The 26,455-nt window shown below is 47.2% G+C and carries 23 protein-coding genes; 13 read left to right on the top strand and 10 right to left on the bottom strand.

The features are described from left to right. The first annotated feature begins 306 nt into the window (after positions 1-306). Positions 307-1,140 carry a TlpA disulfide reductase family protein gene (locus tag CIK90_RS04910; protein WP_094390886.1) on the top strand — a complete coding sequence of 278 codons (834 nt, stop codon included), beginning with the start codon at positions 307-309 and terminating at the stop codon, positions 1,138-1,140. Between the two features lie 82 nt (positions 1,141-1,222). On the opposite strand, the gene CIK90_RS04905 is transcribed toward CIK90_RS04910, so the two are convergent. Genes CIK90_RS04905 through CIK90_RS04890 form a run of 4 tightly spaced genes read right to left on the bottom strand, consistent with a single transcriptional unit; the run spans position 1,223 to position 3,813 of the window. Then, positions 1,223-2,176: a calcium/sodium antiporter gene (locus CIK90_RS04905; protein WP_094390885.1), complete on the bottom strand. Its 954-nt coding sequence runs from the start codon at positions 2,174-2,176 to the stop codon at positions 1,223-1,225. 27 nt (positions 2,177-2,203) lie between these two features. After that, positions 2,204-2,623 carry an RNA-binding S4 domain-containing protein gene (locus tag CIK90_RS04900; RefSeq protein WP_058322667.1) on the bottom strand — a complete coding sequence of 140 codons (420 nt, stop codon included), beginning with the start codon at positions 2,621-2,623 and terminating at the stop codon, positions 2,204-2,206. Then, positions 2,616-3,203 (bottom strand): aminoacyl-tRNA hydrolase, encoded by a 588-nt coding sequence (gene pth, locus CIK90_RS04895; protein ID WP_094390884.1) that lies wholly within the window; start codon positions 3,201-3,203, stop codon positions 2,616-2,618. The genes CIK90_RS04900 and pth overlap by 8 nt, the downstream gene beginning before the upstream one ends. Positions 3,204-3,219: 16 nt before the next feature. Beyond that, on the bottom strand, positions 3,220-3,813 hold the full coding sequence (locus CIK90_RS04890; RefSeq protein ID WP_094390883.1) for a 50S ribosomal protein L25/general stress protein Ctc: 594 nt from the start codon (positions 3,811-3,813) through the stop codon (positions 3,220-3,222). Between the two features lie 213 nt (positions 3,814-4,026). Here CIK90_RS04890 and nusB point away from each other — a divergent pair, with 213 nt between their 5' ends. From nusB to CIK90_RS04865, 5 genes are all read left to right on the top strand, one after another. After that, positions 4,027-4,980 (top strand): transcription antitermination factor NusB, encoded by a 954-nt coding sequence (gene nusB, locus CIK90_RS04885; protein ID WP_094390882.1) that lies wholly within the window; start codon positions 4,027-4,029, stop codon positions 4,978-4,980. Between the two features lie 17 nt (positions 4,981-4,997). Further along, positions 4,998-5,327 (top strand): preprotein translocase subunit YajC, encoded by a 330-nt coding sequence (yajC, locus tag CIK90_RS04880; RefSeq protein WP_094390881.1) that lies wholly within the window; start codon positions 4,998-5,000, stop codon positions 5,325-5,327. An 88-nt stretch (positions 5,328-5,415) separates the two neighbouring features. Further along, positions 5,416-6,339, top strand: coding sequence for a hypothetical protein (locus tag CIK90_RS04875; RefSeq protein ID WP_094434110.1), 924 nt, complete (start codon positions 5,416-5,418; stop codon positions 6,337-6,339). Then, positions 6,336-6,917 carry a dephospho-CoA kinase gene (gene coaE, locus CIK90_RS04870; protein WP_094464490.1) on the top strand — a complete coding sequence of 194 codons (582 nt, stop codon included), beginning with the start codon at positions 6,336-6,338 and terminating at the stop codon, positions 6,915-6,917. Before CIK90_RS04875 ends, coaE begins: the two co-directional genes overlap by 4 nt. Then, positions 6,914-7,357, top strand: coding sequence for a DUF5606 domain-containing protein (locus tag CIK90_RS04865; protein ID WP_094390879.1), 444 nt, complete (start codon positions 6,914-6,916; stop codon positions 7,355-7,357). Before coaE ends, CIK90_RS04865 begins: the two co-directional genes overlap by 4 nt. Before the next feature lie 113 nt (positions 7,358-7,470). On the opposite strand, the gene ltrA is transcribed toward CIK90_RS04865, so the two are convergent. Beyond that, positions 7,471-8,877 carry a group II intron reverse transcriptase/maturase gene (gene ltrA, locus CIK90_RS04860; protein ID WP_094464489.1) on the bottom strand — a complete coding sequence of 469 codons (1,407 nt, stop codon included), beginning with the start codon at positions 8,875-8,877 and terminating at the stop codon, positions 7,471-7,473. Between the two features lie 489 nt (positions 8,878-9,366). Further along, complete coding sequence (locus tag CIK90_RS04855) at positions 9,367-12,294, bottom strand: TonB-dependent receptor (RefSeq protein WP_094464488.1); 2,928 nt, start codon at positions 12,292-12,294, stop codon at positions 9,367-9,369. A 155-nt stretch (positions 12,295-12,449) separates the two neighbouring features. Between CIK90_RS04855 and CIK90_RS04850 the strand changes: the two genes are divergently transcribed. Continuing rightward, a complete protein-coding gene (locus CIK90_RS04850; RefSeq protein WP_094464487.1) occupies positions 12,450-13,493 on the top strand; it encodes a 3-dehydroquinate synthase family protein in 1,044 nt (347 codons plus the stop codon). Positions 13,494-13,647: 154 nt separating this feature from the next. Here CIK90_RS04850 and CIK90_RS04845 read toward each other — a convergent pair whose 3' ends face one another. From CIK90_RS04845 to menB, 3 genes are read right to left on the bottom strand one after another with little or no spacing between them, the layout of a single operon-like run. Next, the gene (locus CIK90_RS04845; RefSeq protein WP_094464496.1) at positions 13,648-14,637 is read right to left on the bottom strand and encodes an AMP-binding protein; all 990 of its coding nucleotides are present in this window, start codon (positions 14,635-14,637) and stop codon (positions 13,648-13,650) included. Further along, positions 14,628-15,644 (bottom strand): o-succinylbenzoate synthase, encoded by a 1,017-nt coding sequence (gene menC / locus CIK90_RS04840; protein WP_094464486.1) that lies wholly within the window; start codon positions 15,642-15,644, stop codon positions 14,628-14,630. Before menC ends, CIK90_RS04845 begins: the two co-directional genes overlap by 10 nt. A gap of 6 nt (positions 15,645-15,650) precedes the next feature. Then, positions 15,651-16,472 (bottom strand): 1,4-dihydroxy-2-naphthoyl-CoA synthase, encoded by an 822-nt coding sequence (gene menB / locus CIK90_RS04835; protein ID WP_094390898.1) that lies wholly within the window; start codon positions 16,470-16,472, stop codon positions 15,651-15,653. A 933-nt stretch (positions 16,473-17,405) separates the two neighbouring features. Between menB and CIK90_RS04830 the strand changes: the two genes are divergently transcribed. After that, a complete protein-coding gene (locus CIK90_RS04830; protein ID WP_094464485.1) occupies positions 17,406-19,085 on the top strand; it encodes a nucleoside kinase in 1,680 nt (559 codons plus the stop codon). 26 nt (positions 19,086-19,111) lie between these two features. After that, positions 19,112-20,545 (top strand): hypothetical protein, encoded by a 1,434-nt coding sequence (locus tag CIK90_RS04825; RefSeq protein ID WP_094464484.1) that lies wholly within the window; start codon positions 19,112-19,114, stop codon positions 20,543-20,545. A 663-nt stretch (positions 20,546-21,208) separates the two neighbouring features. Here CIK90_RS04825 and CIK90_RS04820 read toward each other — a convergent pair. Further along, on the bottom strand, positions 21,209-22,654 hold the full coding sequence (locus tag CIK90_RS04820) for an ATP-binding protein (protein WP_094464483.1): 1,446 nt from the start codon (positions 22,652-22,654) through the stop codon (positions 21,209-21,211). Positions 22,655-23,509: 855 nt separating this feature from the next. Here CIK90_RS04820 and CIK90_RS14525 point away from each other — a divergent pair. From CIK90_RS14525 to CIK90_RS04800, 4 genes are all read left to right on the top strand, one after another. Beyond that, positions 23,510-23,644: a hypothetical protein gene (locus CIK90_RS14525; protein WP_256387350.1), complete on the top strand. Its 135-nt coding sequence runs from the start codon at positions 23,510-23,512 to the stop codon at positions 23,642-23,644. 11 nt (positions 23,645-23,655) lie between these two features. Continuing rightward, positions 23,656-23,886 (top strand): hypothetical protein, encoded by a 231-nt coding sequence (locus tag CIK90_RS04810; RefSeq protein WP_094391105.1) that lies wholly within the window; start codon positions 23,656-23,658, stop codon positions 23,884-23,886. 113 nt (positions 23,887-23,999) lie between these two features. Then, complete coding sequence (locus CIK90_RS04805) at positions 24,000-25,253, top strand: ATP-binding protein (protein WP_094464482.1); 1,254 nt, start codon at positions 24,000-24,002, stop codon at positions 25,251-25,253. Between the two features lie 286 nt (positions 25,254-25,539). Continuing rightward, complete coding sequence (locus CIK90_RS04800; RefSeq protein WP_094440310.1) at positions 25,540-26,424, top strand: DMT family transporter; 885 nt, start codon at positions 25,540-25,542, stop codon at positions 26,422-26,424. Positions 26,425-26,455 lie beyond the last annotated feature (31 nt).

Genomic DNA, 26,455 nt, shown 5'->3' with positions numbered 1-26,455 from the left:
ACGAAGGAAAAATCCAACGTTTTCGTTAAGCCAAATGAGCAAAATAAAGCTCGCTTTAATTCTGCCATGGCGAGAAAACGAAGGAGAAATCCAACGTTTTCGTTAAGCCAAATGAGCAGAATAAAGCTCGCTTTAATTCTGCCATGGCGAGAAAACGAAGGAGAAATCCAACGTTTTCGTTAAGCCAAGTGAGCAGAGATAAGCTTGCTGAAGATAGGCGGCACCTCGGAAATAAAAGAAAAACAAGGTTTTTCTTTGTATTTCACTCGGTTTGCACTATCTTTGTAGCGGTAAAACAAAAACAATATGAAGAAAATTTTAACTTTGGCCCTAATGGCCATATCACTGGGCGCATACGCACAGGAAGATGTGTATAAAGTGCAGATGGATGCCATCGATGCACAGGGTGAACAAGTAATGAAAGAGTATCGTGCACTACGCGAGAAAGACCCTAAAGGGGAACTGCCGGAGACTAAAGCACGCATCGTACAGTTGTCAAACCAGATGGACTCACTCAGCGGAGTACAACTCAAACTGGTACGTACCATCATCCGCGACAATAAAAACAATACGATTCCTGCCAAATACATCCTCAGCGCCATGTACGACTTCGACTATAATGAGTTGAAGAGTATTCTCGATCCTACTGCTGCCTACTACAACTGCCCGGAACTCGACCGTCCCAAGAAACTCTTGGCGGGTATGGAGAAAAGAGCACCTGGCAAGAAATTTACTGATCTGCAGATGAACGACACAGACGACCGCTATGCTCCATTGAGCCAATGGGTAGGAAAAGGTCAGTATGTATTAGTGGATTTCTGGGCTTCATGGTGCGGTCCCTGCCGACAGGAAATGCCTAATCTGGTTGCCAACTATGAGAAATACCACGACAAAGGATTTGAGATCGTGGGTGTTTCCTTCGACCAAAAGAAAGAGGCTTGGGTGGAAGGCATTCAGAAACTCGGTATGAAATGGCCACAGATCAGCGACCTCAAAGGTTGGAAGTGTGCTGCAAGTGAGGTTTATGGTGTAGCAAGCATCCCTTCCAACATACTGGTTGACCCCAACGGCATCATCGTTGCCATGGATCTTCGCGGTGAGAAGGTTGGCGAGAAACTCAAGGAAATCTACGGAGAATAAACTACCGCTTATAAATATAATATGGGCTTTACAGCAAACAAACCTGCTGCAAAGCCCATATTTCTTTATATCGCAATGCTGGCTATGCCTGACTCAACAACCAAGCCATATAACCTAGGAAGCCTGCGGTAAGCACACCACCTTCCCAGCGTGCCACCGTATATCGGGTACGCGCAAAAAACCATACCAGAGCGACCGATACCAAGGTCATCAGCAGATCTATCATCGTGATACCGTTAATCTGCATCGGACAGATAAGAGCTGTCACACCAAGTATCATCAGTACATTGAACACATTACTGCCAATAACATTTCCGATCGCCATGGCAGAACGGCCTTTACGGGCTGCCACTACACTCGTTGCCAGTTCGGGCAACGAAGTACCGCCAGCCACAATCGTCAGTCCGATGACACTCTCACCTACTCCCAACGAAGTGGCAATACGAGATGCGGCACCGACAAACCAATCACTACCGAATACCAAGGCTGCCAAACCGACCACCACATAGATGATGCTCAACCATACCGATTGCGCCTTCACCTGTGCTGTTTCCGAATCATCGGCTTTGGCATGCTTCAACGTATAATACATGAATAGGACATAGCCCACCAGCAACATCACACCATCCAAGCGACCGATAGTATGTCCGGTGATGGTCCACGACAGTTGCCCGTCAATACATGCCAACACCAATAGTACCGATGCAATTACGGCAAACGGGATGTCTTTATGTACCGTAGAACGGCTGATGACCATCGGGGCTACCATGGCGGCACAGCCCACAATAAGCATCGCATTCATAATATTCGAACCGACCACATTACCCACCGCCAAATCGGGGGTGCCCTTCAATGCCGATACCAGACTGACAAAGAGTTCGGGTGCCGACGTACCAGCAGCCACAATGGTCAGACCAATGACAATTTCTGAAACATGCAGTCGACGGGCTAATGCCGAAGCACCTTCTGTCAGTCGGTCTGCTCCTGCCAATACAACAGAAATGCCGATAATCACGATAATGATGTCGAGTATCATAAAAACTATTTCTTGATCTCTAAAAGACTATTCTTCGTCATCCCAATCAAAATCATCGAAGCCCTCAAGCGACGGTCCGATAAAATCATCGAGCGCACGACGTTCCTTCTTCGTAGGACGACCTGTGCCACGGGCACGATCCACAAAACCGCTGATGCGGTTCATCTCCAGCAGTTCATACTGATCGGGAGTTGTCACATTCTCATAAATCTCAGGCAAGAGTTTGGCACCGACACGCTGCTCAATGGTTTTGAGAACCTTGAAAGAATAGGTGACGGGAGGCTTACGCACACTTACCGTCTCACCAACCTTCACCATACGTGAAGGCTTCACGTTGACACCACCGATAGTGACACGACCATTCTTGATGGCGTCAGCGGCAATGCTGCGTGTCTTGAAGATTCGTGCAGCCCACAGCCATTTGTCTATACGTGCCAGTTCAGCCATTCTGCTTCACTCCTTTCCCCAGCTTGTTATACTGGTTCATGGTGATGTCAATACCCGCCAACACAAAGCTGCGGATAATCTCCACACCAAGGTCAAGAGCCGGCTGAAGCGTCTTCATATCGTCGTCACTATAGCGTCCTAACACATAATCCACCTGCATGCCTTGCGGATAATCGTTGCCGATTCCCATGCGCAAACGGGCATACTGCTGTCCGATGAGTTGCTGGATATGTCCCAATCCGTTATGTCCGCCATTAGAACCATTGGCTTTCAGTCGGAAATGTCCAAGTGGCAGAGCAACATCATCGCTGATGACGAGCAAACGGCTCTGGTCGATATTCTCTTTGTTGAGCCAATAGCGCACGGCATTACCGCTAAGATTCATATAAGTGGTAGGTTTCAGCAGAAATACCTTACGGCCTTTGATAGAAACCTCTGCCACATACCCATAACGCTTGTCCTCAAAAACAATATTGGACGCTTTAGCAAAAGCGTCCAATACCATAAATCCAGTATTGTGGCGGGTCATATCGTATTCACTACCGACATTGCCCAAACCGACAATCAAGTATTTGTCCATGCTCTATGCAGTCAGATTATTCCGCAGTGGCAGCAGCCGAGCGAGAAGCACGGGTAGCCTTAACAGAGCAAACGATAACCTCTTTTGGAGTGGCGATCTCAAGACCTTCGAAGCTGAGGGCAGCCACCTTGATGCTCTTACCGAGCTCGAGGTTTGTAACATCGATGTTCAGAATTTCAGGAATCTGCTGATAAGGAGCGGTAACGTTGATCTTGCGGATCTGGAGCTGAAGCTTACCACCATCGCGCACACCCTGGGCCAGACCGTTGAGCTTAACGGGAATACCTACAGTGATGTTCTTGGTGTCGTTCACCTCGTAGAAGTCTGCGTGAAGCAGAGCATCGGTTGTTGGGTGGAACTGAAGCTCCTTGATGATAGCCTTGTGCTCTTCACCGTCGATGTTCAGCACTACTACATATACATGAGGAGTATAAACTACCTTGCGGAGTTCTGCCATAGAAGCTACAAATGAGAATGCTACGGGAAGTCCGTTCTCATCTTTCTTCTCACCATACAAATTACAGGGTACGAGTCCTTCTTTGCGAAGCTGTTTAGAGGCTTTTTTGCCCAAATCGGTGCGCTTCTGACCGTTTACGTTGATTTCTTTCATAATAATAAATGTGTTACTCTAAATTAAGTTGTTTTTGCTTAATTCACCATCACACGAAGCGAAAAAGCGGTGCAAAGGTACGAAAAATTTGTGAAATGCCCATAACATCCACTACTTTTTTACATTATTTCATCGCTTTTCTTGCACGAGAATGGATTTCTTTGTATTTTTGCACTTGATAAGAGTATCAAAATAATTATTTTCAACAGATTTATGATTAATCGGGAATTAATAAGAATCAAGACCGTTCAGTTAACCTATGCCTATTATCAAAACGGCAGCAAGAATATTGAATCGGCAGAGAAGGAACTTCTTTTCAGCCTCTCCAAGGCCTACGATATGTATGCCTATCTGCTGGCGCTCATTGTTGGCATTACAAAAGAGTCGCGCAGACATTTGGAGGTTGCCCAGGCGAGGGCACAGCGCGAAGGCACAGAAATGCCATCACAGAAGTTCGCTTACAACCGTTTTGCACTGCAGCTTGAAGAGAACAAGATGCTCAACGAGCTGATGGAAACACAGAAGAAATCGTGGAACGACAATCCCGAATTTCTTAAAAAGTTGTATCTTCAGATTACGGAAAGTCAGATTTACCACGATTATATGGCTGACGAGCAAGACGATTACGCTGCTGACCGCGAGGTATGGCGTAAGATTTATCGTACGTTCATTCAGAATAATGACGACCTTGACGCCCTGCTTGAAGAAGAGAGTCTTTACTGGAACGACGACAAGGACATCGTTGACACCTTCGTACTGAAGACCATCAAGCGTTTCGACGAAAAGAAGAAAGCCAGTCAGGAGTTGCTGCCAGAATACGACAGCGAGGAAGACAAGGACTATGCACGCAAGCTGTTCCGCTATGCCATCCTCAATGCCGATGAATATCAGCATCTCATGAGCGAAGCTTCCATCAACTGGGACTTCTCCCGTCTGGCCTATATGGACATCATCATCATGCAGGTGGCCATTGCAGAGATGCTATCCTTCCCCAGCATTCCCATCAACGTTACCATCAACGAGTTTGTAGAGATTGCCAAGGCCTACTCTACCCCACGCAGTGGCAGTTACATCAATGGTATGCTCGACAACATTGCCCATCATCTCATTGAAACAGGACGTTTGCTCAAGCGCATTGACGACAGAAACGATAAGATTACACAATAAAAACAATATTAACGACTATGACACAGATTATCCTCGCCGCACAAGCCGGTGGTGCCCAGGGTGGCAGCATGAGTTTTATCATTATGATGGTGGCTATCTTTGCCATCATGTATTTCTTCATGATTCGCCCTCAGCAGAAGCAACGCAAGAAGATTCAGCAGTTTCAGAACTCTCTGGCCGAAGGTCAAGAAGTTGTAACCGGCGGTGGCATCTATGGCAAAGTGAAGCGCGTTGACCTGGCAACAGGCATCATCGAAGTGGAGATTGCCCATGGTGTAGTTATCAAAGTTGATAAAAACTTTGTATATGACAATGTGGCTGCTACCATGCAGACCGCTCAAAAATAACATCCGGCATTCATGCCGCGACTATTAAGTCAGCATTTTGAATCCACAACACCTGACACGGATCACCAGACGTTTCTTGTTCAGCACCATGAGCAAGCAACTTCTGGTGTTTCTGTTTTTTCTTTTTCTATCGGGAGCTTTCTGGCTTATTCTCACTCTCAATGAGACCTACGAACAGGAAGTGAAGGTTCTCATACGCATCAAGGGAGTCCCTCGCAATGCCGTACTCACCTCGTCTGAGACAGATACCATCCGCGTCACCTTACGCGACAAGGGTTGGGTCATCATGGGCTATCTTTACAACCACACCACAATGGTCAATATTCCCTTCAAGACCTATGACCGAGGGCAAGGAAAAGGAGCGGTTAGCAGCAGTGAACTCAAACGCCTCATCGAACTACAACTGGAATCGTCCACCTCTATTATCAGCATGAAGCCCGACAGGGTGGATTTCAGTTATAACAACGGTGAGCGCAAGCGTGTACCGGTAAGATGGGCTGGCCGTGTCATCCCCGAACAGCTTTATTTCATCTCACATGTGCAATATTGGCCCGACAGTGTTGACGTTTATGCCTCAAGCGAGAAACTCGACAGCATTCGTGCCATGTTCACCGAGCCGCTCAACTATGCAGGATTCCGCGACACTTTGATGGTTGACTGCCGGTTGGCACATATTAAAGATGTGAAGGTTGTACCTGAATATGTGCGCATCGGATTCTTTACCGATGTTCTCACCGAAGAGAGTATCGATGGTGTAACCATTCAAGCCATCAACATGCCGAAGGGTAAAGTGTTGCGCACCTTCCCGCAAAAGGTCAAGGTGAACTTCATCACGGGTGTCAACCAGTTCAGGTCGTTGCGCCCAGAGGACTTCACCGTTGTGGCAGACTACCAGGAAATCATGCAGCATCCGTCTGACAAGTGTAACATCTACCTGCGCAATGTGCCTCATGGCATCAGTCGCGCCACTCTCGAAATGAAACAGGTGGATTATCTCATCGAAGAAGAATGAAGATAGGTATCACAGGAGGAATCGGAACAGGTAAGAGTTACGTGTGTCGCCTGCTCAAACAGCGTGACATCGAGGTTTACGACTGCGACGAGGCTGCCAAACGCCTCATTCGCACCTCACCTATTATATATAAAGGACTCTGCCAACTCATCGGCCCCGATGCTTTTCTCTGTCGGGCCGACAAAGACGAACACACGCTCAACAAGGCTGCCGTGACGCGTTTCCTCTTGCAGAGCGATACCCATGCGCAAGCCATCAACGACATCGTCCATCCTGCCGTATTCCGCGATTTCGAGGAGAGCGGCATCCAGTGGATGGAGAGTGCCATCCTCTTCGAATCAGGCATCAACCGCTTGGTCGATAAGGTTGTCATGGTGAGTGCTCCCGATGAGGTGCGCATCAACCGAGTCATGTCACGCGACCACATCAGCAGGGAGAAGGTGATGCAGTGGATGCAACGCCAATGGTCTCAGGAAAAAGTGCGGCAGCTGTCTGACTTCGAGATTGTCAACGACGGCATACAGCCCCTCGAACCACAAATAGAAACAATTATCAAACAATTAGCATACAAATCATGAAACAGACTATTTTAGCCATCTCGGGCAAACCGGGACTTTACAAACTCGTGTCACGCGGCAACAACAGCCTCATCGTTGAGGCACTCGATGCGACACATAAGCGCATGCCTGCTTTCGGCAACGACCGTATCACATCACTGGCCGACATCGCCATGTTTACCGAAACAGACGATGTGCCCTTGATGACCATCCTCGCCTCACTGCGTGATTTGGAAGGTGGCAAGGAGTCAAGCCTCAACTACAAGAAGGCAAGTCCTGCCGAACTCCATGAGTATTTCACCAAGGTGTTGCCTGAATGGGATCGCGACCGCGTTCACAACAGCGACATCAAAAAGCTCATTCAGTGGTACAACATCCTTGTAAAAGCTGGTGTTACCGACTTTGAAGAGGAGATGGCTCCCACAGAGGGCGACAATATCGACGACCGCAAAGCAGAATAATCCTGTCGTCAATATCCCCCAATCGAGTAGGAGGAAAACGAAGTAGTTTTCTTCCTACTTTCGTTTTCCGACCTCTCACACCACCGTACGTGCCGTTCGGCATACGGCGGTTCCTATTTTGGGTTCCATTCGAGATACGAATCCGTAAGACACGAGTAGCCCGCCTTCTTTAGATTCAGTGTGGATATTGCCGTGTTAACATAGTAGTTCTTTGCCATGCGCCAGTGGCTTTGGCGGGCATTGCCTATAGCCCATGCCTTATCAGGGCGGATTCCACACTTGATGAGGTTTGCCACCTTTGTCTTTGTTTTCTTCCAAGCCTTCCATATACACATGCGTATTCTACGTCTTAACCATTCATCGGTCTCTTGACAAAGACGTTTCATATTGGCAAGGTGATAGTATCCTACCCACCCTTGTATGTACTCTTTTAGCTTCTGCTTTCTCTTTTCGTATCCCCATCCGTTGCTCCGACTTGTCAGTTCTTTTAGCCTTGACTTCATCTTTGCCTTTGATTTCGGGTGTACGGTGAGTTGGCATCTACCCTTGTTTACATAAAAGGAGTAGCCAAGATATTTCACACCTCGTATGTATGAGACTACGGTCTTTTCCTTGTTCACCTTTAGGAATAGCTTCCCTTCTATGAATTTGGTTATTGACTCTCGTACACGTTCGGCGGCACGCTTGGTCTTGCAGAATATCATTGAATCGTCGGCATAGCGCACAAAGGGGTGTCCTCTGCGTGCGAGTTCCTTGTCCAACTCGTTCAGCATGATGTTGCTGAGAAGTGGGCTCAGCGGTCCTCCTTGGGGAGTGCCTTCCTCGCTTGCATGCCACAGTCCTTTGTCTATGACTCCGCTCCGTAGATATTTGTGTATAAGGCTGACTACTCTGCCGTCCTTGATGGTGCGGCTGAGTATCTCTATGAGTTTGCTGTGGCTCACTGTGTCGAAGAAGCGTTCAAGGTCGAGGTCAACTACGTACTTGTAGCCTTCATCGACTATCTTCTGCACTTCTCGCAATGCGTCATGGCAGCCTCTCCTCGGGCGGAAGCCGAAGCTTCGTTTGGAGAATTGGGGCTCATAGATTATTGTCAGTACTTGGTTGATGGCTTGTTGCACCATGCGGTCAACCACGGTGGGTATGCCCAACAGGCGCATCTTGCCGTTGTCCTTGGGTATCTCTACCCTACGGACGGGATTCGGACGGTATGTACCGTCAAGCAAGGAGCCTATCAGTTCATCCTTATTAGCCTTGAGCCATGGGAGCAACTGCTCGCATGGCATCTTGTCGATACCGCCACATCCCTTGTTCCTCACTACTGCCAAGTAGGCTTTATTGAAGTTGTCGGGGCTAAGGATTACTTCCAATAGGTGCTCCTTGTCAAATGGAACTTCCACGATGTTGTCTTCGGTCATCCAAATGAAAGTCTGCACTCCCCCATACATTTCGGATTCCGTCCTATTTCTTTGGGGGCAGTCATTAGCAAGGGCTGATGTTTTCTGCATTCTATCTTTCATAAGGTAACTTTCAATTACTAATCGTTTAATTGTTAGGTTCAGCCCTTCATGGAGCGTTACCGATTACTCCACTACTATGGCTTCTGCTGACTTCTCACGGCAAGCTTTACTCCGTGGCTTTTGTAAGAGAAACTAATCACCACGTCCGTGAGACCTCCTCAGATAAGGGCGTTGTCTTTCCATCTTATGCCTACTTCATTTACACCGACCGTTCCGAATAGCTATCGGGTTTTGGTTCGTTTAGCAACCTTACCCACGGTCAAATGCCTTGTATGAAGTTTCTGTTCGTTAGACCAGATGTTTGCCGCCGGCTTCCTTCAGATTCCACCTCGCGATGGACACCCTTGCCTTGGGCTATGTGATTCCCGCTATTAGGGCTCACTCGGGACTTACACCCGTTAGACAATGCTCATGCCGAGCGTACTAAGAAAGGTGCAGACCAATAATAATGGCCTGCACCTTTTCATGTATTGTTGAAAACAGTTGATGTTAGAATCTGCGAGGACCGCCGAAGCCTCCACCAAAGCCAGGACCGCGCATGCCTCGACGGTTATCATGTGGACCGCGCATGCTCGACTTGCCTCCGAAGATATTCAGCCTGTATGATGCGGTCAGCATGGCATAGTTGGTAATGGCGTTGTATTCCGTATCAGCACGCTGCATGGCGTTGACCGTGCGGCTGAAGGTGGATTGCTGATGAAGGATGTCGTAGAGCTGGAGTGACACGGTGAGTGCGTTGCCACGGAGGAACGACTGCGAGAGTTGTGCATTCCATATCAGTTCGTTGGTATTCATCGACGAGTCGCTGAAACCACGACGACTGTTCATATTGAGTCCTGACGACAGTTGCGTACCCCACGGTGCGGTCAGCATCAAACTGGCACCATAGGAGAAGGTCCATGTGTCGAGGTTGTTGTTGGCCTGCAGTTTACTGCGAGCGTGCATATAACTGAGTGAACCGTTGAGTTCAAATTCCAACCAATCGTTGCGGTAGCTGGCAGCAATGCGTTCGCTGAGATTCGTAGTGCGAGTGGTTGACTTCTGTGAGTCTGCCTTATCCACACTGACATATCCTACACTGTTGCTGTAGTTCACCGTCGTGAAGGTGTTCACATTGAAATAGGCAGCAGTATCGATTGCGGTATTGAACATAAACATACCGAAGGCATTCCAGTTGCCGTTGATATTCTCAGGCCGTGTGGTTCGTCCACCGGTTGTCTTATCGTAGGTCACCATATTGGAGATGGAGTTGTCGGTAGTTGAAAACATCAGATGCGCCATAATGCTACGCTGATGATTCTGGATATAGTTGTTGTAGAAAAGACGGAAATTTTGGGTGAACGATGGTTTCAGTCCTGGGTTACCCTTCTTGACGTTGAGTGGATTGCTGTCATCGGTAATATCGAGCAGATCGGTCATTGAAGGCTGACTGGTACTTCCGCGGTAGGTGAAGCGCAACTGACTCAACTTCGAAATCTTCCAACGGAAATCGGCTGTCGGGGTGACATTGGTCACCGTACGGGTGGTATCAGTATGTACGCTCTGATAGTCCTGCACGAAGTGTGACTTCTGTGGCACTACCTGCACACCCACATTGAAATTATAGTCTTTTTTTATCACGCGCAACATGACATCGGCTGTGTGGATGTAGTTTTTATATTCCGAATAACGGCTGAGCTTATTGTCGCGATAGTTGTCGAGCGAGGCATTGCCCAGGAACGAGAGGTAACTGTCCCACTGGCGGTAGTCTGCATCGACATCAAAGAAGTTGGCGTTGATATTGCTGAGGTCGTAAGTACCACGGTCGCTCTTCGAGTATTTATACTGATACTGGTAACTGAACTGCAAATAAGTTTTGGGCAGGATAGGTTCGCTGTAGAGGGCCTTGATACTGTAGTTCCAGTTGGTAGTGGGAGTCACGGCGTATCTGTTGGCTTGATAGGTTGAGTCGCTACCCGCACTATTAAGCAGTTGGAAATACTCCACCATACTGTTGGTAAACGATTTGCTCATGCCGTCACCATAGTTAGCGCCCAGGGTCAAGGTCACGTTGCGGCCGTTGGCATTCAACTTGCGGTTCATCTGCAATTTTGCACCAGCATTTTTCGAGTCGCTATAACTGAGCGAGTTGTCGTTGTTACGGTTTTTGACGAGTCCGTCGTTGCGCATGGCTTCCACCAGTTCATCATTGTTGAGGGGGTCGTTGCCATAGGTATAGGGGTCGTCATCAAAGGTCAGCGAATAACCTTTGCTGAGTCCGTCGTTGGAACCATAGGTGAAGTGCGGACGAAACATGATATTGGTCATGCTGTCGGGAGTCCATTCCAAACGCATGCGTACATCCCAGTTGTTGGATCGTGTATAGTTCTGGTTACGGCTGTTGCCAAAGGTAGAGGCTGTTCCGCTTAGGAAGTTTTCGGTTGATTTCAACACATAGGCATCACCGTCGCTGTGGTTCCAGCGCACACTACCGTCGAGAATCAGCTTATCGGGAATCTCATAGTTGAGGTTGAAGCCCACCATCTTGGTAGCTGTCAGTCCCTGTCGTCCACCGCCGAAGCGTCCACCGCCACCGCCGGGGAATCCCATATCGTTTACATTGTTAGCACTCATCATACCGAAGGCCTTAAGGTCTTTGCTCTGCGTACCGCCAAAGGCACGGTTGCTGTAACGGTCTTTCGTACCAGCCCCGAGATTTACGTTGAGCATCTGTCCGTGGTTCATGCCCTTCTTCACACCGAAGTCGAGCACGGTTTCCTCTTCGCCATCATCAATACCTGTCACACGCGCCTGGTCACTCTTCTGATCGTATGCCCGCACACGTTCTACAATAGAGGTGGGCAGATTCTTCATGGCTGTCTTGGTGTCACCTGTCATAAACTCCTTACCGTCGATCAGTATTTTTTTCACCTCCTTGCCGTTGATGGTGATCTTACCTGAGTCGTCAACCTGTGCACCAGGGAGGCGACGCACGAGTTCTTCCACTACCGATCCTTCTGGAGTGCGGTATGCTGAGGCATTATATACAAAGGTGTCGGCCTTGACAGTCACCTTGGCTGCATGTCCGGTAACGGTGGCTCCTTTCAGCATAATAGCATCGGGCGAAAGGGCAATAGTGCCCAAAGCCACATTCTTGTCGGCTGTCACATTGATGCGCTTGGTATAGGTTTTAAATCCCACACAGGTCACCTGAATAATATATCGGCCTGTGGCTGGTGCTTTCAGCGAGAACTGTCCATTCAAATCAGTCAACACACCTTTCACCATCGTACTGTCTGTCTTCAACAGGCGTACGGTGGTCTGTGCCACTGGATCCTGCGAGTCGTTTTCAATCACTTTACCCGTAATGGAGCGCTGCGCCATGGCTATTATGGCAATGGTCAACGTCATCAGGGTCATTAGGAATCTCTTTTTCATTTTCTATAGGTAACGTTTTAAGTTCAATCTGGGGTTTTTGACGCTTAAATCGCCAAAGAGTTTAACCCAAAAAACAGGAAAAATGCCCATTTCGTCAATTATCTATAACTTTTATAGACGAAATTGCAAATTTTATACTAATTTTGCAGACAGAAATGAAACAACAGAAGGTTATCATATCACAAAACATTCGGAAAGCACTCGACGAAGCTGTAGCGGCATGTAGCCACGACCGTCTTTTGGTGCTTGTTGATGAAACAACGCTCAAAGCATGTTGGCCTCTGGTCTGCCAATGTCCGTCGATGCACGATGCACAGTTGATCACCATCGGCTGTACCGACACTCACAAGACGCTCGATACCCTATCCTTTGTTTGGAGCGAAATGCAACGCCTTGGTGCCACACGCCATTCGCTGATGGTCAATCTGGGTGGTGGCATGGTCACCGATTTAGGTGGGTTTGCTGCTTCCACATTCAAGCGCGGCATTGCTTATATCAACATCCCCACTACCCTGCTCTCTATGGTCGATGCCAGTGTTGGCGGCAAGACGGGCATCAATTTCGGAGGATTGAAAAATGAAATCGGTGTATTCAACAATGCCTGTTGTGTCATCCTCGATACTGAATTTCTGCACACCATGGATCGGGAGAATATTCTCTCTGGCTATGCGGAGATGTTGAAACACGGACTGATTTCCACCAAAGAACGCTGGAGTCAGTTGGTTTGTTTCTCCCCTGTCACCTCGCACATCACCAGTGAAATGGTGGCTGATAATGTGAGTGTGAAGCAACACATCGTGACGGAAGATCCCACAGAGCACGGCATCCGCAAAGCACTCAACCTCGGACATACGGCAGGACATGCTTTCGAATCGTTGGCATTGGAGCGCCAGCCTATTCTTCACGGCTATGCGGTAGCATACGGACTGATTGTGGAGTTGTATCTCTGTTGTGTCAAGACTGGATTTCCCACCGACATCATGCGTCAGACCGTGGCATTCATCAAGGAGAACTACGGACGGATGGCAATCACCTGCGACGACTATCCTCGACTGATAGAATTGATGCACCACGACAAGAAGAATGTGGGCAACACCATCAACTTCACGCTTTTGGGCCATGTGGGCGACATCCGCATCGACCAAACAGCTACTGAAGACGAAATCAAAGAGGCACTCGATTTCTATCGTGAGTGCTGAACCGATATACCCATCATGATGCTTTGGCATCATTTCGTTCTACTACCTATTTATAATACTAACAACCGAAAAGAGGGACGAATCCATGAGGACACGTCCCCCTTATGTTTTCTGTCCCTTTCTATGCTGATTGATGATCTGTGATTATTGAGCGTCATCCATGCATTCCGTGTGCAACCGCCATTTGTTCAGCTTCGGCACGTGCAGGTTTGCCGGTCGCAGTCTGAGGCAGATGTGCTACGGTGAAGATGCTTCGTGGTTGCCAATAGCGAGGCAGATGATTACGACAAATGTTGCGAAGGCCTTCCCTGTCATCACTCTCCGTCAGCATGACCACCTGTTGCCCCAATACCGGATGGGGTGCACGGGTTATCATCAACGGCACATCGGTATAAGCATGCAACAACCGCTCCACCTCTTCCATCTGAATCTTGATGCCACCCGAACATATCACATTATCGCGCCTGCCAAGAATACGGAAACATCCGTCAGCACGCAGTTCCACGATATCGTTGGTCACGAGCACTCCCTCATGTACGGCAGGAGCATCTATCGTCAAACAACCTTCGGCGGTAACCGACAGACCGACACCTTCAAAGGGTTTGTACCATTCCGACCGTTGCGGCCCGTTGAGCCGGCGGAGGGCGATATGCGACAACGTCTCGGTCATTCCGTAGGTGCTCCATACGGCATGTGGGAAATCTCGGAGCTGTGCAGCCAATTGATCATCGATGGATCCACCGCCGATAATCAGTTGCCGAATATCCATGATCCGTTGCCGTTGTTCATCATTCTTCAGCGATTGCCACACCTGCAGGGGCACCATGGCAGCAAAGTCAATCTGCTGTAGTGATGGAGGCAAGAGGGCAAGAGGATGGCTGCTGGGTTCTACCGTTGTCAGCCGCAGTTGACTCACCAGCGACCTGACCACCATCATCTTGCCGGCTATATAGTCGAGTGGCAGACAGAGCAATGCGGTGTCTCCTGCTTTCAGTCCGAGGAAACGGCAGGTAATACGTGCCGACGCTTCCATGCGTCGTTTCTCCACCCACAGGGGTTTGGGTTTCCCTGTCGATCCACTGGTGTGTACGAGCAGGGTGTCACAGTCGTTGTGCCATTCCTCCAAAAACTCTTCTATCTGCATCGCCATAGTTTGTCACCCTTGATGGTCAGCGGCATGGGTATATTATCCGTAAAGAGTTGGCCGGTGCCCAGTCCTTGGGGCATGCGGATGGCAGAACCGTAGATATCGGCTGTGAGTTGGGCAATGGCGTCAAGACCGACATTACTCTCCAATGCTGAGGTTATCCAACTGCCTATTCCCATATCGCGAGCTGTCTCTACCCACTCTCTTACTCCCATCATACCGCCATGCAATGAGGGTTTCAATACGATATAAGCGGGACGGATGATGTTGAGCATCTGTCGTTTTTGGTCTCTGTCGTTCACACCGATGAGTTCTTCATCGAGTGCGATGGGCAATGGTGAGTTGCGACAGAGTTCTGCCATGAAGCTCCACTGCCCGGCACGAATGGGCTGTTCGATGGAGTGGATTGCATATTGCGCTAAGAGTTCCATGCGGTAGAGTGCATCTTCAAAGTCAAATGCTCCGTTGGCATCGACACGCAGCTCCACCTCCCGATGGCTGTATCTGTTGCGTATGCGCTTCACGAGTTCGAGTTCATCCTCAAAGCGGATGGCACCAATCTTGAGTTTCACGCAGTGGAATCCCTGGTCGAGTTTCTGGTCGAGCCGTTGGGTCATCTCTTCGAAATTGCCCATCCATACCAGTCCGTTGATGGTGATTCCCTCTTCTCCCCTGCTGAATGGGGTATCGAAGATGATGTCACCCGCTTGCAGATGGAGCATGGCGGTTTCCAGTCCGAAGAGCATCGAGGGATAGTCGCGCAGGAGTTCTGGGTCGAAACATCCCGTCTGTTCTATCTGGTCGCAGAAGCGGCGCAACAGTTGGGCGTAGTCTGAACGGTCGTCACAACTGAGTTGGGGTAGCGGAGCACATTCTCCCACGCCCTGACGATTGCCATCGGTGACGGTCACAAACCACGACCGACGGTCGGTATAGATGCCTCGTGATGTTCCGGCAGGCTGTCGGAAATGGAGCACCCGCTCTTCCAAATCTATCTTATACATTGCTGATCAGGGGATTTGAGGGTATTTGTCAAAATCGGGTTTGCGCTTCTCCAAGAATGCCTTGCCACCCTCTTGTGCTTCATCGAGGAAGTAGTAGAGCATGGTAGCATCGCCTGCCAACTGCTGAATACCGGCTTGTCCGTCGAGTTCGGCATTGAGTCCGGCTTTGATCATGCGCAAAGCAATGGGTGAACGTTCCATCATCTCTTCTGCCCATGCCACACACTCGTCTTCCAGTTGGTCGAATGGCACGACCTTGTTGACCATGCCCATGCGTTCTGCCTCCTGTGCTGAATACTGGCGACAGAGAAACCATATCTCGCGGGCCTTCTTCTGTCCCACCATTCGTGCGAGGTAGGATGCACCGAAGCCGGCGTCAAAGGATCCGACCTTAGGACCGGTCTGTCCGAAGATGGCATTCTCCGATGCGATGGTCAGGTCGCACACCAGATGGAGCACATGACCGCCGCCGATAGCATAGCCGTTGACCATGGCAATAACGGGTTTGGGCAGTCGGCGTATCTGCATCTGCACATCGAGGACACTCAGTCTGGGCACGCCTTCTTCATCAATATATCCTCCACGGCCTTTCACATGCATATCGCCTCCCGAACAGAATGCTTTGTCGCCGGCACCAGTGAGCAGTACGACGCGGATGCGCTGCAGTTCACGACAGATGGCGAAGGCCTGACTCAGTTCGAGGGTAGTCTTTGGTGTGAAGGCGTTGCGGTACCGTGGTCTGTTGATGGTAATCTTGGCAATGCCGTTGTATTCTTCGAAGAGGATCTCTTCAAACGCTCTGATGGGTTTCCATTGTCTTGTTGTCATAGTCTGTTTCTTTACACGTTTATTATCATTTTGGAGTTCCATTTCATGGCACCTTTTCTCGCCATGGCAGAATTAAAGCGAGCTTTATTCTGCTCATCTGGCTTAACGAAAACGTTGGATTTCAACCTTCGTTTTCATCCTTCGTTTTTCGCTTCATTCCCACATCGTCGGTTTCTCCTTTTCAGCTCCCATGTTCCTCCCATTTTGTCCCATCGTCGCCCGCCTGATTCTGGGATTTAATGCGGATTCACTGGTGACTTACTGAGGAGTTGCCCACGTCTGTGTGCGGACGGAATGTTCAGTGCGATGAGTGATTCTCTCTTGGACTTCGGTGCAAAGGTACGAAAAAAAACAATAGGTTGTTCCACTTGTCGCCAACTTATGATGGAAATGTCCGTCACCTTGTTACATTTCTCTGTGTATCAATGCGTTACAAAGCCTAATTTTGGAGTGTAAATCTTAGCGGTTATTGTATGTTACTGAATATAAGGCAGATAAGTGGAGCGCTATACGTTTATTGGCTTGAACCTGTGGTAAAATCATGGGTATGCTGTTAGACGCTGTAATAGAAATGAACCATAGTGTTAGAGCGCCAACTGCGTTTTACAGTTTTACAGTTTTACAGTTTTTATAAACGGTTTCTGACTTTCGAGCCGATTTTTTATATAATATATATATATATATTTATATATAATTTATATTTGTTGTTAATTTTATAATTGTTAAAATCTCTTAATTGGTAGAATTTTCAGCTTTTTCAAAACTGTAAAACTGTAAAACTGTAAAACTGTAAGTTGTTAAAATGTAATAAAAATTATACCGAAAGAATGATGTAAGGAGTATGTGTGCAGCATAAAAAAACGAAATAATTCAAATCTTGCATGGCAATTTGATGATTTTGTATTACCTTTGTCTCCAAGAAAACTAAGAATCATGCTACAGATACGTTGCAAGAATAATAATATAACCAAGAGTTTCCCAGAAGGAACCTCACTATTGGAAGTCTATCAAGACTACGCCGAAGAACTAAAAATGCCGTTCCCAGTGGTCTCTGCAAAGGTCAACAATACCTCGCAGGGACTGAAATTCAGACTCTTTCAAAACCGCGACGTGGAGTTTCTCGATGCCCGCGAAGGCTCTGGGCGACGCGTCTATGTGCGGTCGCTGTGCTTTGTGCTCTACAAAGCCACGGCAGACCTCTTCCCTGCCAGCCGGCTCTTTATAGAACATCCGCTGTCGGGAGGATTCTATTGTAATTTCAAGAAGAAAAACGGACAACCGCTCACCGACGATGATGTCAAGGCTTTACAGCAACGCATGCAAGAGATTATCGACCTCGACATGCCGTTCCGACGCACCGAAGCCACTACCGACGAGGCACTTCGGGTGTTTAAGGATCGACACTTCTCTGATAAAGTGCAACTGCTCGAAACCTGCGGTCAGATCTATAGCGACTACTATACGCTCGGCGATACTGTTGATTATTATTACGGTCCGTTACTGCCATCGGCTGGTTACCTCAAGGTATGGGGACTGGAACGCTGCCACGATGGACTGTTGCTGCGCGTACCTGATAAAAACAATCCGTTGCAGTTGGCAGAACGCATCGAAATGCCTCGCACCTTCGAAGTGTTTGCCGAGAAAGTGCATTGGGACGTCATCATGCGACTCTCTACGGCGGGCGATGTCAACCAAGCCGTCATCAATGGTCACGCTTCCGAACTCATACAGGTCAGCGAGGCATTACAGGAAAAGAAAATCGTAAAGATTGCAGAAGAGATAGAAACCCGCTTCCATCGGAAGGAAAAACCGCTGCGACTGGTGCTCATCACCGGTCCGTCAAGTTCGGGAAAAAGCACTTTCTGCAAACGACTGTCCATCCAACTGCTGGCTTGTGGACTGCGCCCGCTCTCCTTCTCTACCGACGACTATTTCGTCAACCGCGTCGATACACCACTGCTGCCCAACGGACAATACGACTTCGACAACGTAGAAACCGTCGATTGCCAACTGCTGAGCGATCATCTGCAACGCCTCATGAAAGGTGAAACGGTGGAAGTGCCTGAATACAATTTCGTCACCGGACGACGTGAATACAATGGTAAGAAGCTATGCCTGACCGATGACAGCGTGCTCATCATCGAAGGTATTCATGCCCTCAACCCCAGACTCACACAGGGTGTTGACGACTCGCTGAAATTCCGCATCTACATCTCTGCGCTCACCAGCATTTCCCTCGATGCGCACAACTGGATTCCCACACAGGACAACCGACTGCTGCGACGCATCATCCGCGATTATAATAAAGGTGCCTATACGGCACAGGAGACCATCAGCCAATGGCGCAATGTCTGTGAAGCAGAAGATCAATGGATTGCGCCATTCCAGGAAACAGCAGACGTGATGTTCAACTCGGCACTCAATATCGAGTTTGCCGTGCTCCGTCCTCACGCCGAACTGATTCTTGCGGCTGTGCCTCGCAACTGTCCGGAATATGCCGAGGCACACCGCCTCTTGAAATTCCTGCATTATTTCATCCCCATTTCCGACCGTGAGATTCCGCCCACCTCTATCATGCGCGAGTTTGTAGGAGGATCAAGTTTCAAGTATTAACATCACCCTAAAAAGACCATACCGCCATGCACTACAATTTAACATTACCTATATTCTATTCAGATGTCTGTCTCATCTTCATCGTCACGGGCATCATCTGTGCCGTAGTGCGTTGGTTCCACATGTGTCGGCCCTACGACCAAGAGGCTGACTATTACTATCCCGCACGCCGACAGGTCACATTCTTCTGTGCAGCCGTGATACTGCAACTGCCCTACTTCCTCTGCCCTATGAGTGAGGCTGCCTGGCAGTATGTGCGCATCTTCTGCATCATCTTCTACCCGTGCTGCTTCTCTATGCTATTTCAGCGCTACTTCCATCGGAAACCATTGGCCGGACTCTTCAACGTGACCGTCTTCACCATTCCTATCTCATTACTCACCGTCATGGCAGTAACCATCCTTGCAGGTAGCGGCAACTGGTTGGAACAGCATTACCATTGGTTTCTATGGGTGATGGTGGGATTCAGCGTATTACTCACCGCACGACTTCTGGGTGTTATCCACCGCATCACACAACTCATCGACAACTACCACATTCAGAACTATGCCACCGAGGACGACTTTCCACTGCGCTTTGCCGAAAAAGTCATTTGGATGCCGGTGGTATGGATAGGCATTGCCTGGTTCCCCTTGGTCATAGGCAGTCGCCTGCTCATGGCTATCATCCATATCGTCTTTTCCGTTTGGATGGTTATATTCCTCTGTCTCATTCTCCATCCACAACGGTCAAAATCCGTCAATGATAACAAAAACACTACACAGAATGACGACCAAAGGCTGTCGATGGCGCAGACCGACACGCCTGCTGAAACAACTGACGACACCGAGAACGACACGGAGGCTACGACAGAGACAGAACAGCAGGAAGTGATTCTGGACGATGCAGAAACAGTGTCCGTGACTGAGTCTGCAACAACCGAGAAACAGCAACCACAGGATCAAATGCCTACCGAAACAGAACCGTTGGCAGAAACAGAGTCTGACGATCCGCTCTCGGAGAATGTCCAGCCAGATACGATCACCATAGAAGATATTGTTGCGGACAATCCTGAGGAGGAACCCGTCGCTGAGGCAGAGACACAGCAAGTCACAACAGCAACTACCGCTCCTAAGGTTGCCAAACTGCGAGCACGCTATAGTAAAGAGGCTAAAGAGGCTGTGTTGCAGGTTATCTTGCAAAACTATCGCGACAAACATCTGCTCAAGACTCAAATTCTCTCTGGAGTGGATAAGGGCCTGCGTTCAGGTGCCAGTCGTTTTATTGCCGAAGTGGGTTACTACCGTCTCGTCAACATGTTCCGTTTGGAATATGCTCGCCTTTATGCCAATGCCAATCCTGCTTCCACTCAAGTGGAAGTGGCATACGAATCGGGCTTCATCTCAGACTCTGCCTACTGTAAAGCCAAGCGCAATATCCAAGATATCAACACCGATTTTGTGAAGGGTGTCCACCTCTAATATCCTTTTTCGGAGCACCAACGAAAACAAAATCCGTGAGATTCGCATGCGACAATGAAATAGTGATGATCATAACATATCCATGCAGAAGCACCCCCAAACTACACGTTAAAAGCAAGAAAAGGCCAAAAATGCACGTTAAAAGCAAGAAACAACAGCCTTAAAACGCAACAAGTGGCCGTTAAAAGAAAGTTAAAAAGTGTTTAGTCAACGGCAAAAGAAAGTGAAAACTAAAATTTTTCTAAAATCTTCGAATTATGTTTCGTAACTTTGCAAACGAGAGTAAAATTCTCCACACCTAATAACTATACCGCGCTGACACAACCATAAAACGAAGGACGAAGAATGAAACCAACCATATCAATATATATAAACTTACAAAAACATCACGAAACTGAAGAACATGAGAATGAACAAGCACAACCCCACTGTCAAATGACTGTCGACAGCATTGCTTGCGATGGTCTTTTTGACAGTGGCATGCGAAAGCGATGACTTCAAAGGTAAGCATTGCTTGGGTATGTCCTCCAAGATTTCTTGCCGACAGGCAACCCCAAAAAGGTCACACGGAAATCACAGAAATCACAGAAATGTTCGATTCTGCTCATCTGGCTTAACGAAAACGGTGGCAAGAGTATTGTCCAACGTTTGACTAAGGTGTTATCAAAAGAGATCATTCATCGTCACTTCACTATTCACCAATCCGCTGTACATATTCTGCTTCACACCATAAGTCGTGATGAAAGTATGCAACAAGGCTTTCTTCGTCTTGGTTGCCACAGAGAATGAAGACATTCTGTCACGCAGTCGCTGCTCATAGCTGGCATCTATCACAAACTCATCTTTGGCATATTTCATCTCACAAATATTGATCGTGTCGTCGGCACGATCAATCAACATATCAATCTGCCCGCCTCGCCACTCAGCACCAGTAGAATCCACAAAAGGACGACAAGACCAGGAATAAACATTCGCCAAAACACCGGAAATGCCCAATGTTTTTTTGATTTGTGGGATATGATGCAGGCACACCTGTTCAAAAGCATAGCCACTCCAGGCTGTGCGACTTCCCGAATTGCTCATGTTACTCCAAAAATTCTGATCCTGTCCACTGTTATTTGCCACAAAACGGGTATAGAACAATGAGTATAAATCAGTTAACTGATAAATGGCATCCCTTTCACTCTTTCCTATGGTAGAATATTTTCTGATAAAGTCACATTTCTTCAGATTCTCCAGGATTTCAGATAGCTGTCCACCACCTTTCAGTTTCAATTCAGCCATCAATTCCTTACGAGTCATCCCCTTCATTTTTTCTGAAAGCACTTCTACTATCTTACGATAATGCATGGAGTCATGAAATAGGGATCGGAAGAGAAAATCAAACTCTCCACGTAATGGTGAATCCTGCGAGAAAAATAATCTATCAATGCACACGTCTAATGGTACACCATGCTCCAGCATGTCAAGATAATAAGGAATACCTCCCAATATCATATAGACATCCAACACCTGCTGACGGGTAAGAGACAAACCTTTCAAGTCGTTTAAGAACTGCTCGGTCTCACCCAGAGAGAACGGAGCCAGATAAATCTGACGAGTTACACGACCATACAGTCCGCCCTTATCGCCTATAAACTTGGACAACATCCACGTAGTCGAAGAACCACAGACGATAAGTTTCATATTAGGAACCATTGAAGCCCATGAATTCCAAAAATAGCTGAAAGCTGCGATGAAATTACTTTTGGGTGTATCCATCCAAGGCAATTCATCAAAGAACAGAACTAACGGTTCTTGTTGAGACACCCCCGACAGATATTCTCGTAAAGCAGCAAATGCCTCAAACCAAGTTTTCAGTCTCGGCACAGTCTGTTTAGTATAATGTTCCAATGCCATGCGAAACTGCTCCAACTGTACAGCACGGCTCACTTCATACATTCCTATAAACGAAAAAGCAAACTGGTCATTGAACATTTTTCGAACCAAAAAAGTCTTTCCTACACGCCTACGACCATAGATTGCTATCAGTTCTGCCTTGCTGCTTTTACAACGCTCCAGTATGAGTTTTTGCTCATACTCACGTCCTATTATCCCGTTTGTATTCATAACGTTCTGATTTTATTTCATTTATACCGTATCTTATTGGTGCAAAGATAAACAAAAAAACTGAGACACGCAAGGATAGCACCGCCCTAACTACCTTTTTTAACATAGTTAGGGCGGACTTATAAGCGATAGCGCCGCCCTAACTACCAATTTTTATATAGTTAAGGCGGTACTATCTCAAACTCATCCTCCCTTTTTTGTCGCACACGGAAAGATTATTATCCACGGAACACACGGGAGAATACGGATTTTTTTAGTAGCCTGAAGGCTAGAAATCTTTGGGGGAAATCTTTTTAAAGATGTTGCGCGAGCGCAAGAAATATTTTATTGAGATATGATTAAAATTAAATATTAATTTCTGGCCATAGGCCAAAGTTTTTTCTCAAAGATTTCCTCCAAAAATTTCTTGCCGACAGGCAACCACCAAAAACAATCCGTTTAAATTCCGTCTAAATTGGCATATGCCTTTGTTTTCTCGCCACGGCATAATCAAAGCGAGCTTAACTTCGTTGACTTTCCCCACGTTCGGAAAACTTAAAGCGAGCTTGATTTTTCGTTCACTTAATCGGAAAGTTCGATTCTGCTCATGGCTTAACGAAAACAATCCGATGATTGTTACTTTTGTCCTTACAGGACGTACTCGGGTACATTGCACAATGTCCCCAGGGTGTTACCCTGGGCTAAGAAAACCATTGGGCTTTCAGCCCGCCTTTGCTTGTTTTGTTATTTCCAGCCCACCACTGCTTGTTTGGTTACTAACGCCCCGAATGGGGCAACATCTTCTTAGCCCAGGGTAACACCCTGGGTATGTATGGTTATTTTTTCAAACGTCCTGTAAGGACAAAAGTAAAATCCGTGAAAATTTACGCACTGGACAACGCCACGAACAGTATCAAGTTCAAGTACAAATATAGCAGTCATCATCTCCCAATCACCATTGACTACGGTAAGAACATCTTCGATGATCCATTCCACCGCACCTTCGACTAACACCAATCACTATGCAATCAATCCACATCACCACCCTCCGCAAAATCCTATCCAGTCCCGAACCCATCGACATCCGTCTATGGACTCGCAGCGGTGAGATCCAGTCCTGGCACCGTTGCATCTCCCTCAAATATGACTTCTATAAAGGCACAAGACGAATGAAACTGCTGGACTCAAATGAAATCCGGCAGCTTCGAGATGTGTGTATATTTGAGGTGAATGGCATGGAGGTGTATATGTAGAGTAGCGAATTTGGCTAAAATTGTCAAATTCCTAAAGAAACTGTCTTATTTTTAAAAGAATAGTATTACCTTTGTTCCGAAAAAGTGGAACATGTACCACTTTTTCGGAATGTATGATAGTTAACAGAAGCACTTATATCGACCAACTGATTCGTTCTAAAGGCAACGGATTGATTAAAATTATAACAGGATTAAGACGTTCGGGAAAGTCTTTCTTGCTAAAGAAGCTTTTCCGACAGCACCTGTTGGATGATGGTATTAAGGAAGACCATATCATAATTATTGATATGGAAAGTCGAAAGAACAAGCCATTCAAAGACCCTGACTATTTACTTGATTGGGTAGAAAAGGAAATGAAAGACGATGATACATACTACATCATTATTGACGAGGTACAGGAAGTGAATGACTTTGTTGAGGTTCTTTCCACTCTCTCGGTAACTGAAGGCACTGATGTTTATGTTACAGGCTCTAATTCACGCTTCCTTTCATCTGATGTGGTGACAGAGTTCCGTGGGCGTGGTGATGAAATCCATGTTTGGCCTTTGTCATTCAAGGAATTTATGTCTGTTTTTCCTGATTCAAAGGAAGATGCGTGGTCTGAATACATTATGTTTGGTGGACTTCCACAACTCTTAACTCAAATTGGCGATGATAAGAAATCCGATTTCTTGCGTAGGCTATACCGTACCGTATATCTCCGTGACATATATGAGCGTAATGACATTACCTTAAAACCTGAATTTGAAGAGCTTTCAAAGACTGTGGCTTCAAGCATAGGCGCACCTGTCAATGCACTTAATATTGCCAACACTTTCAAGTCTGTAAGCAACGTTCAGAATATCACGGACAAGACGGTTTCCGTATATCTTGAATATATGCAAAATGCTTTTCTTATTGAGAAGTCTGAGCGATATGACATTAAAGGACGCAAGTACATCGGCTCGCTATCAAAATACTATTATCAAGATATCGGTTTGCGCAACTCTATCATTTCTTTCCGACAAACAGATCCTACCCACATCATGGAGAATGTCATCTATAATGAAATGCGTATGCGTGGTTGGCTCGTTGATGTTGGCAACGTTGCTCAAAGGGTAAGAAACGATAAGGGACAAAATATCCGTGTCACACTTGAAGTTGATTTCGTCTGCAATAAAGGTAGCCAGCGCATTTACATACAATCGGCTTGGAGAATGCCTGATGCCGACAATATGGAGCAGGAGAAACGTTCCTTGCGCTTAGTGGGTGATTCTTTCCGTAAACTCCTTATCGTTGGTGAGCATACAAAATCATGGAGCGATGATGATGGAATTCAGATTATCAGCATCTATGATTTCTTGCTTGATTTGTCTTCGACAGATTAATATTGACTTTCACAATACAAACTTTAGGCTTATGGGAGATCATAAAAATTTTGTAGAGGCTTTTGATGCTTTTATAAAAATAAAGATACTAACAGAAACGAAACTCTTTTTCAGAGTATAGAACATTTGAATGTTGACGATTTTTTCCTGTACAACATCAAAGTCTCTATGTTTAAAAACACAGTTTTTCTTTGGCATTTCACTCGGTTTGCACTATCTTTGCACGCGTGTAGCGATAGCCACACAACAAAGACTGTATTGATTCGTGATAACACCAAAGATTCAGATGCCAAAGACAAACAATAACATCTTCTACCATCTTGTTGCATTCCTAACTGTAGCAATATGGGGCACCACCTTTGTATCTACCAAGGTGTTGATGATTAATGGTCTTTCGCCAGCACAGATATTCACGCTGCGTTTCGCCATGGCATATGTGCTGATGTTCTGTTTCAACCATCGACGACTCTTTGCTGACTCATGGCGCGACGAAGGTCTGATGGTATTGTTGGGCATCACCGGAGGTTCACTCTATTTCCTGAGTGAGAACGAAGCCATGAACTACACCACAGCCACCAATACTTCACTCATCGTATGCTCCTGTCCACTGTTTGCCACACTACTGGTGCGGTTGGTCTATCGCTCTTCGCGCATCCATATCATGCAGTTGACAGGTTCACTATTGGCATTTATGGGTATGACCATCGTAGTGCTCAACGGCAGATTTGTGCTCCACCTTTCTCCCGTGGGCGACGCCCTGGCATTTACAGCCTGCATCTGTTGGGCATTCTACTCGCTGTTGATGAAGACAATGACCGACAAGTATAGTGCTGCTTTCATCACGCGGAAGGTATTCTTCTATGGTGTGCTGACCATCATACCTTATTATATATTGGTGCCGGGCGTGCCTTCCATGGCAGTGCTGACCCAACCCGTGGTTGTGGGCAACCTATTGTTTTTAGGCTGTCTGGCATCGATGATTTGTTTCCTGACATGGAACTGGTGTATCTCCAAACTCGGTGCGGTGAAAGCCACCAACTGGGTATATTTCAATCCCATCACCACGATGATCTTTGCCTCATGGGTATTGGGCGAGAAGATTACCATCTATTTTCTGATAGGTGCCGTCTGTATTCTGACGGGAATGTATATGGCAGACCGAAAGACATAAGAGTCCTGCTACGGTCTGACAGCCCAGCAAT

The sequence above is a fragment of the Prevotella sp. P5-126 genome (assembly GCF_002251185.1).
Taxonomy (GTDB): domain Bacteria; phylum Bacteroidota; class Bacteroidia; order Bacteroidales; family Bacteroidaceae; genus Prevotella.
This window is presented reverse-complemented; position numbering and strand designations above follow the sequence as displayed.